The sequence below is a fragment of the Curtobacterium sp. MCLR17_042 genome (genome assembly GCF_003234695.1).
In the GTDB taxonomy this organism is placed as follows: domain Bacteria; phylum Actinomycetota; class Actinomycetes; order Actinomycetales; family Microbacteriaceae; genus Curtobacterium; species Curtobacterium flaccumfaciens.
In genome coordinates, this window is sequence record NZ_QKTD01000003.1 from 254,625 (window position 1) to 267,739 (window position 13,115).

Annotated in this window: 12 protein-coding genes; 5 read left to right on the forward strand and 7 right to left on the reverse strand. The window is 70.9% G+C overall.

Features of this window, described 5'->3' with window-relative positions; genetic code table 11:
- Window positions 1–99 precede the first annotated feature (99 nt).
- The 5 genes from DEJ02_RS05630 to DEJ02_RS05650 all read left to right on the forward strand — a co-directional run bounded on the left by DEJ02_RS05630 (window position 100) and on the right by DEJ02_RS05650 (window position 8,046).
- Window positions 100–2,079, forward strand: a complete 1,980-nt coding sequence (locus DEJ02_RS05630; RefSeq protein ID WP_111032270.1) for a LamG-like jellyroll fold domain-containing protein — start codon at window positions 100–102, stop codon at window positions 2,077–2,079.
- 141 nt (window positions 2,080–2,220) lie between these two features.
- Window positions 2,221–3,645 (forward strand): pyridoxal-dependent decarboxylase, encoded by a 1,425-nt coding sequence (locus DEJ02_RS05635; RefSeq protein ID WP_111032271.1) that lies wholly within the window; start codon window positions 2,221–2,223, stop codon window positions 3,643–3,645.
- Complete coding sequence (locus DEJ02_RS05640) at window positions 3,642–5,054, forward strand: lysine N(6)-hydroxylase/L-ornithine N(5)-oxygenase family protein (RefSeq protein WP_111032272.1); 1,413 nt, start codon at window positions 3,642–3,644, stop codon at window positions 5,052–5,054. The genes DEJ02_RS05635 and DEJ02_RS05640 overlap by 4 nt, the downstream gene beginning before the upstream one ends.
- Window positions 5,051–7,444, forward strand: a complete 2,394-nt coding sequence (locus DEJ02_RS05645) for a GNAT family N-acetyltransferase (RefSeq protein ID WP_111032273.1) — start codon at window positions 5,051–5,053, stop codon at window positions 7,442–7,444. The genes DEJ02_RS05640 and DEJ02_RS05645 overlap by 4 nt, the downstream gene beginning before the upstream one ends.
- 11 nt (window positions 7,445–7,455) lie before the next feature.
- Window positions 7,456–8,046 (forward strand): hypothetical protein, encoded by a 591-nt coding sequence (locus tag DEJ02_RS05650; RefSeq protein ID WP_146249222.1) that lies wholly within the window; start codon window positions 7,456–7,458, stop codon window positions 8,044–8,046.
- 16 nt (window positions 8,047–8,062) lie between these two features.
- Here the strand turns inward: DEJ02_RS05650 and DEJ02_RS05655 are convergent, their stop codons facing one another.
- The 7 genes from DEJ02_RS05655 to DEJ02_RS05690 all read right to left on the reverse strand — a co-directional run.
- Window positions 8,063–8,701, reverse strand: coding sequence for a pyridoxal 5'-phosphate synthase (locus DEJ02_RS05655; RefSeq protein WP_111032275.1), 639 nt, complete (start codon window positions 8,699–8,701; stop codon window positions 8,063–8,065).
- Between the two features lie 161 nt (window positions 8,702–8,862).
- The gene (locus DEJ02_RS05660) at window positions 8,863–9,606 is read right to left on the reverse strand and encodes a hypothetical protein (protein ID WP_146249223.1); all 744 of its coding nucleotides are present in this window, start codon (window positions 9,604–9,606) and stop codon (window positions 8,863–8,865) included.
- A gap of 228 nt (window positions 9,607–9,834) precedes the next feature.
- Window positions 9,835–10,419 (reverse strand): hypothetical protein, encoded by a 585-nt coding sequence (locus DEJ02_RS05670; protein WP_146249224.1) that lies wholly within the window; start codon window positions 10,417–10,419, stop codon window positions 9,835–9,837.
- A gap of 51 nt (window positions 10,420–10,470) precedes the next feature.
- Complete coding sequence (locus tag DEJ02_RS18275; protein ID WP_146249225.1) at window positions 10,471–11,133, reverse strand: hypothetical protein; 663 nt, start codon at window positions 11,131–11,133, stop codon at window positions 10,471–10,473.
- Window positions 11,134–11,434: 301 nt separating this feature from the next.
- Window positions 11,435–11,902 (reverse strand): hypothetical protein, encoded by a 468-nt coding sequence (locus DEJ02_RS05680; protein ID WP_111032280.1) that lies wholly within the window; start codon window positions 11,900–11,902, stop codon window positions 11,435–11,437.
- Entirely contained in the window at window positions 11,895–12,410 is a 516-nt protein-coding gene (locus DEJ02_RS05685) for a hypothetical protein (RefSeq protein WP_146249226.1), read from the reverse strand. Before DEJ02_RS05685 ends, DEJ02_RS05680 begins: the two co-directional genes overlap by 8 nt.
- A 10-nt stretch (window positions 12,411–12,420) precedes the next feature.
- Window positions 12,421–13,115: hypothetical protein (locus DEJ02_RS05690; protein ID WP_111032282.1), on the reverse strand; the 695-nt coding region annotated here is incomplete at its 5' end.

Genomic DNA, 13,115 nt, shown 5'->3' on the forward strand with positions numbered 1-13,115 from the left:
GAGCCCTCACCGGTCCACACCGAACCGGCAGCCGCGGCCGGTCTGGAGTTCACGGAACGGACCCGGGGCGTTCCCCCGCGATCCCTACGGTGCGGTGCTGTGCAGAACAGCCCTGACGACCGCGACGACGCCCACGACCACGCCGGAGACCGCAGCAAGCGCATCCCGGTCTCCCGCCGGGGCTTCCTGGTCGGGTCCGGACTCGCCGGTGCCGCCGGTCTCGTGGCGTCGAACGGCTTCGGCGGCGCCCCGGCCGTCGCCGAAGCGCTGACCGCGGCACCCGCCGTGGCCCCGGCAGTGCTCGGCGGATCGGCCGCGGCCGCGCAGGCAGCGGTGGCGCGCGGGCACACCGGACGGTGGCGCCCGGACACGACCTCGCCACGCTTCACCGTCGCGGTGATGCCGGACACGCAGTACATGTTCGACGGTGCCGCGGTCGACCCGGCGCCGATGCGGGCCTCGCTCGAGTACGTCGTCCGCGAGCAGGCCCGGCACAACACGGTGTTCCTCGTCCACCTCGGCGACCTGACCCAGAACGGTGCGGCGTCCGAGATGCGCGCATCCGGTGCGGTCTTCGACGTGCTCGACCGAGCCGGGGCGCCCTACAGCGTGCTCGCCGGCAACCACGACGTCGACTCGTCGACCGACGACCAGCGCGGCCGCACCCCGTACCTCGACGTGTTCGGTCCGCAGCGGTTCCGGAAGGCTCCGGGGTGGGTCGGTTCGAGCCCCGACGGCTACAACACCGCCCACCGGTTCACCGCGGCCGGCCGCGAGTGGGTCGTCCTGGCACTCGACTGGCGGACGAGCGCGAGCGGGCTCGCCTGGGCCAGCTCCGTGCTCGCGGCCCGGCCGCACGCCCCGGTCATCCTCACGACGCACGCCCTCGTCGACTCGGACGCCAGCGGTGGAGCGGCGTTCGACCCCTACGGCCAGCAGCTCTGGGACTCCTTCATCACGAAGCACGACCAGGTGTTCCTGACGCTCAACGGGCACTACTGGGGGCCGGGACGCACCACGGCGAAGAACGCCGTGGGGCACGACGTCGCCCTGCACCTGACCAACTACCAGAACCGCTACTACGGCGGAGCGGCCATGATCCGGCTGTACCACGTCGACCTCGAGCGGAACGTCATCGACGTCGAGACGCTGTCGCCCTTCCTGCTCGCCGGCGGTCTCGGCGACGCGAACGAACTCGCAGCCCAGGAGACCGCGCTCAGCGGCGACGTCGACCGCTTCACCATGGCGGTGGACTTCGACGCGCGCTTCGCGGGGTTCGCGCCGGTCGCACCACGGGCCTCCCGGCCGGCGGCACGCATGCTGGTGCCGGGGACGCTGGCGTACTGGCGGTTCGACGGCAACCCGGACGGGGCGGCGCTCGCGCCGACGACGCGGGTGCGCGACCAGAGCGGCAAGGGCAACGACCTGGTGGTCGCCCGGCGGACTGGTGCCGTCGCAGGGGCGCTGCGCTGGACGGCGGCGCACCACCCCGACCAGCCGGGCGCCGGCAGCCTCGCGCTGCAGGGCGGCAAGACCGGCGGCGACCACCTGCAGACCGTCGACACGGCACCGCTCAACCGGACCCACTTCCCCCGGGGCTACACGGTCGAGGCGTTCTTCGTGCTGCCGACCACGTTCGACCCGAGCACGAACGGGTTCAGCGCCCTGCTGTCGCAGTACTCGAGCGCCGGCCAGGTGGGGAAGGCGACCGGAGCCGACGGTGACCCGGACGAACCCGCGATGACGCTGAGCCTGTCGGGGGACCGCGAACTGCAGTGGTGCGTGTACCCGACGAGCCAGGACGGATCGCTGACGAACTGGGGGCATGAGTTGCCGCTCGGCGCCTGGTGGCACGTGGCCGTGGTGAACGACGGGACGCACACCGTGCTGTACGTCGACGGGTGCCCGGTCGTGCGGAACCCGTCCACCCCGAACCGCGGTCTCAGCACGATCGGGAAGCCGTGGCTGCTCGGTGGGTACCGCTACGGCGACAAGCTCGACAACGTGTTCGTCGGGTCGATCGGCGACGTGCGCATCGTCGGCCGGGCACTGCAGCCGAGCGAGTTCATGAACGCCTGACGTCCGGCGGCGGACGCCTGACCCGCGCGGTCGGCGGGGGCTCGGGCTGCCCGGTAGACGTGCGTCTGACACGCCCGGCCGACCAGGACGCCCCTCGTTCGGGTGGCACGATCACGGTTAGTGAGGTTAGCCTTACCTAATGTGACACCTCCCATCGAACTCCTGACCACCGCCACCGCCGAGCGCTACCGCTCCGCCGTGACGTCCACGGTGGACCGTCTGGCCGACCGCTTCGCCGCCGCCGACCGTCCGACGACCGACACCGCTCCCGAGGTCCTCCGGGCCCGGGTGCAGGACGTCGACCTCGACGCCGAGCCCCTCGGGATGGACCGCGCACTCGCCGAACTCGACGAGCTGTTCGTCCGCGAGGCCGTCTGGTTCCACGACCCGGCGTACCTCGCGCACCTGAACTGCCCGGTCGCGCTGCCCGCGGTCGCCGCGGAGTCGGTCCTGGCCGCCGTGAACCCGTCGGTCGACACCTGGGACCAGTCCCGCATCGGCACCGAGATCGAGCGGCACGTCGTCGCCTGGCTCGCCGGTCGGATCGGGTTCGCCGCGGGGGACGGCATCTTCACCTCGGGCGGCTCGCAGTCGAACCTGCAGGCCCTGCTGCTGGCGCGCGAGGCCCTCGGCAGCAGCGGCACCGTGTTCACGACCGCGGAGACCCACTTCAGCATCGCGAAGTCGGCGCGGCTGCTCGGGCTGGAGGCCGTGGTCGCCGTCGCCACCGACCACGCCGGCCGGATGGTGCCCGCTGCCCTCGCCGAGGCGATCGCCGCCGCCCGCGCAGCCGGGCAGGCGCCGATGGCCGTCGTCGCCACCGCCGGCACCACCGACCGCGGGGTCATCGACCCGCTCGAGCCGATCGCGGACGTCTGTGATCTGGAGGGAGTGTGGCTGCACGTCGACGCCGCGTACGGCTGCGGTCTGCTCGTGTCCCCGACCCGCCGGCACCTGCTCGACGGCGTCGATCGGGCCCGGAGCGTGACCGCCGACCTGCACAAGTCGTTCTTCCAGCCGGTGTCGTCGAGCGCCCTGCTCGTGCAGCGCCCGGAGGACCTGCGCCGCACCGCGTGGTACGCCGACTACCTGAACCCGGAGGACGCCGCCGAGCCGAACCAGGTCGACAAGTCGCTGCAGACCACCCGTCGGTTCGACGCCCTGAAGCTCTGGGCCACGCTGCGGGCGACCGGTGCCGATGCGATCGGTGCGGCGTTCGACGCCGTCATCGACCTCGCCGTGGTCACCCACCGGATCGTCGAGGAGCACCCCGACCTGGTGCTCGTCGCGCCGACGCAGCTCAGCACGGTGCTGTTCCGCTGGCAGCCCGCCGGCATGACGGACGAGGCCGCCGACGCGCTGGTCGCGCCGATCCGCTCGGCCCTGCTCGCCGAGGGCCGGGTGCTCATCGCCAAGACGGTCATCGACGGCCGGCCGTGCAACAAGCTCACGCTGCTCAACCCCGAGACCACGCCGGACCAGATGCGCGCGTCGCTCGAGCACGTCGTCGCGACGGCCGCCCGGGTGCGCGCCACCACCACCGCCCCGGAAGGAGCGACCCGATGACCGCCGACCGCACCGCCGACCGCACCGCCGACCCCGCCGTGCACGACGTCGTCGGCATCGGCATCGGCCCGTTCAACCTCGGCCTCGCCTGCCTGACCGACCCGATCGCCGACCTCGACGCGGTGTTCCTCGACGCCGCCGACGGCTTCGCCTGGCACCACGGCATGATGCTCGACGACGCCACGATCCAGGTGCCGTTCCTCGCCGACCTGGTGACGATGGCCGACCCGACCTCGCCGTTCTCGTTCCTCGCCTGGCTCAAGGAGACCGGGCGCCTGTACCCGTTCTACATCCGCGAGGACTTCCACCCCCTGCGCAGCGAGTACGACGCCTACTGCCGCTGGGCCGCCGACCGGCTCGACACCCTGCGGTGGGGCCGCCGGGTGACCGCCGTCGAGCACGACCCGGTCACCGACACGTTCACGGTGCACGCCGAGACCGATCAGGGTCCCGAGACGTACCGCGCACACCACGTCGTCGTGGGCATCGGCACCGAGCCGTCCGTCCCCGCCCCGCTGCGTGGGATCGGCGGGCCGGCCGTGCGCTCTGCCGAGTTCCTGCCGAACCGCGACGCCCTGCGCGACGCCGGGTCGATCGCGGTCGTCGGCAGCGGGCAGTCCGCCGCCGAGGTCTACCGCGAACTGCTCGAGGACATCCGGCAGGACGGCTACCGCCTCGACTGGATCACGCGTTCGCCCCGGTTCTTCCCGATGGAGGACACCAAGCTCACCCTCGAGATGACGAGCCCGGAGTACACGGACCACTTCCACGGGCTGCCCGAAGCCGTCCGCGATCGCCTGGGGCGGGAACAGCGTGGCCTGTACAAGGGCATCAGCGCGGACCTGGTCGACGACCTGTACGACCAGCTCTACCGGATCAGTGCGCGCGGCCCCGTCCCGACGACGCTCCGGACCGAGACGAGCGTCGTCGACGCCGCCTGGCTCGCCGACCGCGGCACCTACCGGCTGACGCTCCGCCACGAGCAGCTCGACCAGACGTACGAGCACGAGGTCGAGCAGCTGGTGCTGGCCACCGGGTACACCCCGCGGGTCCCGCGGTTCCTCGACCCGGTCGAGCACCTCGTCGCCCGCGACTCCCGCGGTCGCCTGGCCGTCGCCCGCGACCACCACGTCGACACCCTGGGCGGACGCATCTGGGTGCAGAACGCCGAGGAGCACACGCACGGCCTGACCGCGCCCGACCTCGGCATGGGTGCGTGGCGGAACGCGTCGATCATCCGGTCCGTCACGGGTCGCCCCGTGTACGGCCTGGAGGCCCGGATCGCCTTCCAGGAGTTCGGCCTGCCCGCCTCGGGGCAGTCAACAGCAGCGCCGTCCACCGCGCACGACCGCGCCGGGGAGCGCGCGCCGGCCCGCCCCGCGACCGAGCGCACGGAGGTCTCCGCATGAGCACGACCGTGACCACCACGGCGCCGGACGCGACCGCGCCTGGGGGAGCCGAGCCGGGCCTCCTGACCGTCGAACCCGTGGACCCGGAACGCGACGCCGCCGTCGTGCAGTCGTGGCTCGCCCACCCGGCGTCGTCGTGGTGGGAGATGGGCGACCTCGACGTGGAAGGGGTGCGCGCCTACCTGGTCGGCGTCCAGGCGGACCCCCCGCAGGCGGCGTGGCTCGGCCGCCGGAACGGTGAACCGTGCTTCCTGGCGGAGACCTACGACCCCTCCGCCGTGCTGCTCACCGACGTGTGGGCGGCCGAACCCGGCGACGTCGGCATGCACCTGCTCGTCGCGCCGGTGCCCGCTGACCGTCGTGTCCACGGCCTGACCAGCGCGGTGATGCGCGCCGTCGTCGAGCACTGCCGGGACACCCTCGGCGCGCGCCGGGTCGTCGTCGAACCGGACGTGCGGAACACCGCCGTGCAGGCGAAGAACGCCGAGGTCGGGTTCCGCGCCCTGCGCCAGGTGGACGTCGACGGCAAGCGGGCCCTGTTGTCGGTGCTCGACACCGATCGCATCGGCGTCCCCGACGACGACGGGCCGGCCGCGCACCTGCGGCCCGAGCACCTGGAGCCCGCCGAACGGCACCTCGTCGCGAAGGCGATCGCGGAGTTCACCCACGAACGGCTGATCGCACCCGTGCCCGACGGGGACGGCTGGCGGCTCGAGGCGGGGGAGTCGACCTACCGGTTCCGGGCGCGGCAGCACGTGCTCGAGCACTGGTCGATGGACGAGGCCTCGCTGACGCGGACCCGTGCGGGGGTGTCGGCGCCGCTCAGCGCGCAGGAGCTCGTGCTCGAACTGCACGAGGTGCTCGGGATCCCCGACGAGTTGCTCGGTACGTACCTGGAGGAGATCGCGTCGACGCTGGCGAGTGCCGCGGCGAAGCACCGGCGGGGCGGGCCGTCGGCCGGGCAGCTGGCGCGGGGGCGGGGCGGGGCCGGGTCGTCCGGGTCCGCCGGGGCGGCCGAGTCCGTGGAGGACGTCGTCGCGTCGTTCCAGGACGTCGAGGCGGCGATGACCGAGGGGCACCCGGCGTTCGTCGCCGCCAACGGCCGGATCGGGTTCGGGCTCGACGAGTACCGGGCGTTCGCACCGGAGTCCGGCGGCCGATTCCGGTACCGGTGGCTCGCCGCCCGACGCGAGCACACGCACCTGGCGCTCGCCGCGGACCGGACCGAACAGGCGCACTGGGAGTCGGAGCTGTCGGCGGCGGTCGTGGCCGGGTTCCGTGCCACGCTGGAGCGTCGCGGGCTCGACCCCGACGACTACGTGTGGCTGCCCGTGCACCCGTGGCAGTGGCAGCACCGGATCGCCGTGACCTTCGCACCCGACCTGGGCCGACAGGACCTGGTCGACCTGGGCGAGGGACCCGACGAGTACCAGCCGCAGCAGTCCATCCGCACCGCGTTCAACCGCACCGACCCGGCACGCTCGTACGTGAAGACGGCGCTCGCCGTGCAGAACATGGGGTTCCTGCGGGGGATGTCGCCCGCGTACATGCGGAACACCCCGGCCGTGAACGACTGGGTCGAGTCGATCGTCTCCGCCGACCCCACGCTCGCCGCCGCCGGGTTCTCGGTGCTCCGGGAGCACGCCGCCATCGGCTACACGGGCGACGCCTACCACCGGGTCGACGTGTCCTCGCCGCAGCGCAAGATGCTCGCGGCGCTGTGGCGGGAGAGCCCGCTGCCACGGGTGGCGGACGGCGAGCGACTGCTGACGATGGCGGCGCTGCTGCACCGCGACGCCTCGGGGAACGCCGTGGTCTCGGCGCTGATCGAGGCCTCCGGTCTGCCCGCCGACGTCTGGGTCCGACGCTGGCTCGACGCCTACCTGCTGCCCGTCGTCCACTGCCTGACCGTGCACGACCTGGTGTTCATGCCGCACGGCGAGAACCTGGTGCTCGTCGTGCGCGACGGCGTCGTGGTCCGGGCCGTGATGAAGGACATCGGCGAGGAGGCCGCGGTGCTCGGTCGGCACGACGACCGCCCGGTCCCCGCCGACATCGACCGGATCGTGCACCCGGTGTCCGACGACGAGGCCGCGCTCGCGGTGTTCACCGACGTGTTCGACGGGGTGCTGCGGTTCGTCGCCGCGATCCTCGACGACGACGGGGTGCTGCCGGAGTCCCGCTTCTGGCAGGTCGTGGGGGAGTGCATCGACGCCCACGCCGCCGCGCACCCGGACCGCCGTCGTCCCCTGGACCTGAGGGTGCCGACGTTCGAGCACTCGTGCCTGAACCGGTTGCAGCTGCGGAACACCCTGTCGATGGTCGACCTGGCGGACCAGTCCGCGTCGCTCATCCGGGCGGGGGAGATGGTGAACCCGACCGGGCGGTAGGGGCACGCGGCGTGAGCGAGACTGGTCCGATGGAGACCGGTGGGGGCGCGGGTGTGGGGGCGATCTCGGTTGCGATCGAGGACGTCGCCGAGGCACGCTGCGTCCTCGCTCGAGCGTCGCACCGTGCCGAACGCGTCGCGGGCATCGGATGGGTGCTCGGCGTCCTGGGGTTCATCGTCGGGGTCTCCGGCATCGATCGCATCCCCACGGTCGATCCCGACGCTGGACCGTGGGTCGTGACCCTTGCGGCGATCGGCCTCGTGGTGATCGGGTACCTCGCCGCCTACTGGATCACCCGGAACCCACGGGCGGAACGGTCCGCCGCCGTCGATGCCGCAGCAGAGCGCATGATCGCGGCAGCGCGCGCCGGGGGATTTCCGGAGCTCGATCCGAAGAGCGTCCGGCGCGCGTTGCGCGAGGACGACAACGGGCCCGCGCCGTGGTTCGATCCCAAACTCGGGCCGCACTCGTGGCCGGTGTGGCGGATCGGTACCGTCGACCCCGCTGAGAGCCGCTTCGTCATCGCGGAACGATCGAACGATGCTCGAACGCTCACGGTCCGAGTCGAACCCGCTCAGCCGGCGTGGTGGTCCAGGGACTGAACGCCGACCGTCGGCCTCAGGGCTGGAGGCGTGTGGCCGTCCAGGCGCCCTCGGCGAGTGCGTACTGCAGTCGTCGGTGCATCCGGTCACGGCTGCCGTGCCAGAACTCCACGATGTCGGGCTCGAGACGCCAGGCAACCCATCGTGCAGGTCGGGGGACGTCGTCGCCGGAGTCGTCGAGCAGGTCGTTCGCGTCGTCGATCAGGTCCTGCAGGGTGCGGGGTTCGAGCACGGCGGACTGGTCGGCGATGGCCGTCGCGGCGCGTGACTTCGGGGAGCGGTCCGCGAACAGGGCGTCGGACTCGGCATCCGACAGCCGGACCACGTGGCCCTCGAACCGGAGCTGCTGCATCGTCTCGCGCCAGTACGCCTGCAGGGCTGCGTGCGGGTTCTCGGCGAGCTGCCGGCCCTTCGGGCTGTCCTCTGACGTCCCGAAGACCAGTCCGTTGGTCGCAATCCGCTTCACGTCGACGGTGCGAGCGGACACGCGGCCGTCGGAACCGGCCGTGGCGAGGGTCATCGAGAGTGGCTCGGAGACCTCCCGGTCCTTCGCCGCGGACAGCCACTCGCGAGCGAGGTCGAGCGGAGACGCTGGCGGGTTGTCGAACTCGGGCAGGTGCAGGGAGTCGTCACCGGAGAGTGGGGCAGAGGACATGTACCCACCCAACCGTGCGCGGGGGCTCGGCGTTCAGGGAGTCACGGGCGGCCCACCCTGCTGTCACGCCATCCCGCTCGGCCGGAAGGTCCATCTCGACGATCACGGTCGCTGGCGCGCTCGTGCCGTTCCGGTGAGCGGTTCGTTCGGAGGTCGTCATGTCACTCACCGAGCCGCAGCGCATTGAAGAACGGGACGCCCGGGTGGGCGATCGCGCCTCCCGGACCGATGGTCATCAGGGTTCCCGACTCGGACACCGTGGCGTTCCGCGGAGTCGCCGAGAAGACGCCCGGTCCGAACCCGGGGAACCTGACGCGGGATACGATCTCGTCGAAGGTCGCGACCCGGTCGAGCTCCAAGCCGTAGCCGACGTGACGATGCCCGAGCGAGTCGGTGTACTCGACGCGGCGGAAGGTCCACGCTCCTCCCGCCGGGCCCGGAGACGGCGAGACGGCTTCCGCCAACCGCGCGAGCTGTCGGCAGACGGCAACGCGCTCGGCGAGGGGACCAGCGGGGACCGAGTTGAGGAGTTCGTGGGCGAACGGGATGTCGATGACGGCATGCGGGTGCCCCTGATCACCGAAGGCCGTCGTGGTGATCTCCATCGGGAGATCGGCGTGCCGCGCAAACGGGCGGTACGGCGGAAGCGGTGCTGCTCGGAGGTTGCCGTCGCCGTCGCGCCAGTCGCTCGTCAGGTCGAGCGGCACGTCGGCTTCCCCGACGACGCGGAGCGAGCGCTCGTCCTGTCCCCAGTACGTGTCGCACGCGACGCACCGGAAGTACGAGGTCCGCTGCTGGTGGCTGACGCCGATCGACGTCTCGACCCTGCCGTGCCGCGCCACTGCAGAGGTGCAGACCGAACACCCCGGCTCGATCGCCGTCGGATCCGCGCTCGGCATCGTCATCTGTTGATCACCACTCGGTTGAACGGGAGTCCGATGGGCGCCGTGACGCCCGGTCCGATCGCGAGGAGGGTGCCCGCCGAGTCCGATTGATGGGCGGTCGGACTGGGCGGGCGATGGTCCCCGGCCTCCTCGGGCAACGCGGTTCGATCGCTGAGTAGCTGCAGGCTCGGCTTCCCGCGGAGTACGGCCCCGTACCCGACGTGGAGGTGGCCGAGCTCGTCCTCAGCCTCAGCCATCGTGCTGTCCGTGGAGGAGTGCGCGGGCGGCATTCCGCCAGGCACGTGGAACGGCGTCAACGGAATCGACGATGGTGATCTCCGGGTGCGGTCGGTCTCCGAGTGCCCGGAGGATCTCCGTGCGACGCCGGGCGGGATCCGGGTCGATCACCAGGTGCAGTCGCGGCCCGGTGGCGTTGAAGGTGAACAGTTCCCATGCGGTGCTCGGGACGGACACTCCGAGGACCACTTCGGCCCAGATGCCGCTGGATGCTGACATCCGCCTGGCGTGTGCTGCTCGCGACTGGATCGGCAGGAGACCCCGCCGCGCTCGGGGGCGTTCAGCGACCGGCAATCCCTCCCAATGATCGGCGGCCACGTCCACGAACACGATCGCGCGACCGCTGCGCTCGTCCTCGATCAGCGACCGACGACTCACCGGCCGTGAACCGGTGCCGACAGCCGGCGGGCGATCCCCCGCGATGGAGTACGCGAACTCGACGACGACGCCACGGTCGTACGGCACCGTGGCGGGCCGGCCGCGGTCGTCGATCGCCAGGTGCAAGTCATCGGGTACGGGGACAGCAGCGAGGCGCACGCTCACCACCCTACGAGCATGTCCGTGGCGCCGGGGTGGAGCGCAAGGACATCAGGCATCCGGCAGGACGACGAGTGCAAAACGCGCCCGCTCACTCGCGAACCCACCGGGGAAGTCCCGGACCAGTGTCGTTCCGTCGTCGAGACGTTCTGCCGCCATGCCGTCGGGAAGTCGGAGGTCTTCCAGAGTGGAGCGGCCCCGCATGAGGATGGTCCCGGAGTGTTCCACAGCCTTTGAGAAGCGCTGGTTCGGAGCACGAGTCGAGAGCCGACCGCCCTCCCGTTGGATTGATCGAACGATGTACGGCAGGCGTCCCCATCCGGCCCCGGCGGGGTGCTCAGCGGGGACGTCGCGACCGTTCCACGTGGGGGTGGCAGCGAGCGCAGGACCGAGACGGATCAGTGCGCGAAAGGCTGTGTCTCGGTCGTCGTTCACGAGCGTGTCTCCGTTGACCGCCATCCGCAGATCGACCGAGTACCGGTAGTCACCCGCTCGTCCTCCGTCTCGAAGTCGAGCGATCGGCGTCCCGGGACCGCCCGGGCGTTCAACGAGTTCAATCCCTTCGCCGAAGGACCACTCCTTCTCGAGGTCAGTGATCGAACACGGCCTTCCGACGGCGGTGAATCGTCTGTCGACGAGGAGTTCATTGCCTCTTTGACGGAATGGCCCGCGATGCTCGGCGATCGTGAAGGAGCGGTCTTCAAGCCAGTTCATGAAGGTAAGCAGACGACCGTACTCCGGCCAGAGCGGGTCCGGGGACGTCATCGTGCGGAGACGACCATCGGGTTCCGGCTCCGGCCGCGCCCGCCAAGACCTCGATGTCGGCAGCAGGGACCTGCCCGCCCTCGTGAGCCCCGTCCTCATCGACCTGGCAGGTGGCGTGTTCGACAGGAAGCTCGTCGATCCAGGCACTGCTGACCGTGCGCGTGATCGGCACTCGCCTGAGAACGGAGCACACCGTTCGCGGCCGCGGCAAGGGCCTCGTAACGGGCGCCGTCGGAACCGTGCCCAAAGATCACCGCCGGGAGCCGCCGCTCGGACGGAAGACCGATGCAATCCGTCCGGCGAAGCCGAGGCTCTTCTCCCATCGCTGAGTGAAGGCTCGCTGCTCGGCGAGGCTCACGGCCTCCGAGACGGGTTGCAAGACGTCGACCATGCTGTCGCTTCGAGCTGAGTGGCCGAGTCGCACGCGGTATGCCTTGCGCCCTCCGCCCATCTGGCGGCTCATCCGGCTCACAACCGCGTCACGCAGAGCGCCGCCGACCTGGATCAGGATCCCGGACTCCTCGAGGTCTGCTCGGAGATCATCGAGGGCACCGGCAAGATCGGTCCCGTGTCCGAGGTATTCCTGTTCTTGCACGGTCGCCCGGACATCGAAGTGCAGCGACCCGTCTTCGGCGGATCGTTCGTCCACAGAAAGGGTGCCCGTCAGGGTCTGGTCGTCCTGGCGGAAGTGCACGGTGACCGGGGCCGGATCACGCATCGGCGATGTCGGCCAGGAAGTGCGCGCTCAGGAAGCACGTGTGGGTCGCTGTGGCGTTCGCCTCCACGGAGATCCCCGTCGCAGCGAGGTCGAACAGCACCGAGCCTCGTACACGGGCGCTTGACGGCATGCCTGCAGCCTCAAGGTGACGATCCGACGAGTAGACGCGCACCTGAGGCCCTTCGCCCGCGTCGAACGTCAGGAGATCGCCTGCCTCGTTGGTCTGGCCGCGCCACGCAACAGACCGGATGACGTCTGCGAAGGCGCTGTCATCCAAGGCGAAACGGGCGTGCTCTGCCCACGCGATCGTGAAGACGTCCTCGTCGACGGCGAGCATCAGCGCGACTGGCGAGGCAACGTACCCGGGGTTCGGGAGGAAATCGCCCACCGTCTCGCCGCGGCCGTTGAGCGGCCAGGCTCCTCGGACTGCGAAGGGAGGGACTTCCCCCTCGGGATCGAAACCGGGGTCGATCTCGTAGCGCCACTGTGTGGGTTCTGCAGCTTTCACGCCGACCTTCCTACGGGACGTTCACAGAGGTCGGGTTCGGGATGAACGAACCCAGGCTGCCATCGGGCCGGATCGGATGCGCTCCGAGCACGTTCCCGGCCGGTATCTGATCGCGGAAGGCGACTTCCTGCTCGTTCCGGAACGGCGATCTCCAGAGGAGCCGGCGGTTGACGTCGATCCCCCCGCCCGGATCCGCGATGGAGTAACGGTACCGTGACTGCCACTGCTTGTAGAGATCTGCGTCCTTCGTGGTGCTCACGAACGAGGACGGGGTGTTGTTTTTCGCGTAGTCGTAGAGGCTCACGTCGCGCGTTCCGGGACGATGCGCTCCGAATCCATCCTGGAAGATGAGTGCTGGATCGCGGTTGTCGTTGCGGTACAGGGTCCGCGCGCGCGGTTTCAGTCTCGTGGCCACACCGTCGACGGCGCGGACCACGACGCGGGTGGAGGCTGCGGCCGCGTTCTTCAGATGTCCGGCCTGGCGCACGATCGCGGCGGTGCCGGAGCGAGCGAAGGCGCTGACCTTACCCACGACGGATGCTGTCTTTGCTGCGAGACGAGTGCCCTTGAGGGCCAGGGCGACCGCGCCGCCTGCGGGGACGCAGTCGAGCAGGGAGAACGCGAGGTCCCACCCGTCGGCTTCGCCCTTGCTCATCTTGTACAACGTGTCCGCCAACACCACGAGCGCGATCGCCGCGATGACCA

Coding starts and splice junctions, on each gene's coding strand:
- DEJ02_RS05640 (WP_111032272.1), top strand. CDS start 3,642: ATGACCGCCGACCGCACCGCCGACCGCACCGCCGACCCCGCCGTGCAC.
- DEJ02_RS05645 (WP_111032273.1), top strand. CDS start 5,051: ATGAGCACGACCGTGACCACCACGGCGCCGGACGCGACCGCGCCTGGG.
- DEJ02_RS05655 (WP_111032275.1), bottom strand. CDS start 8,701: ATGTCCTCTGCCCCACTCTCCGGTGACGACTCCCTGCACCTGCCCGAG.
- DEJ02_RS05660 (WP_146249223.1), bottom strand. CDS start 9,606: ATGACGATGCCGAGCGCGGATCCGACGGCGATCGAGCCGGGGTGTTCG.
- DEJ02_RS18275 (WP_146249225.1), bottom strand. CDS start 11,133: ATGAACTGGCTTGAAGACCGCTCCTTCACGATCGCCGAGCATCGCGGG.
- DEJ02_RS05680 (WP_111032280.1), bottom strand. CDS start 11,902: ATGCGTGATCCGGCCCCGGTCACCGTGCACTTCCGCCAGGACGACCAG.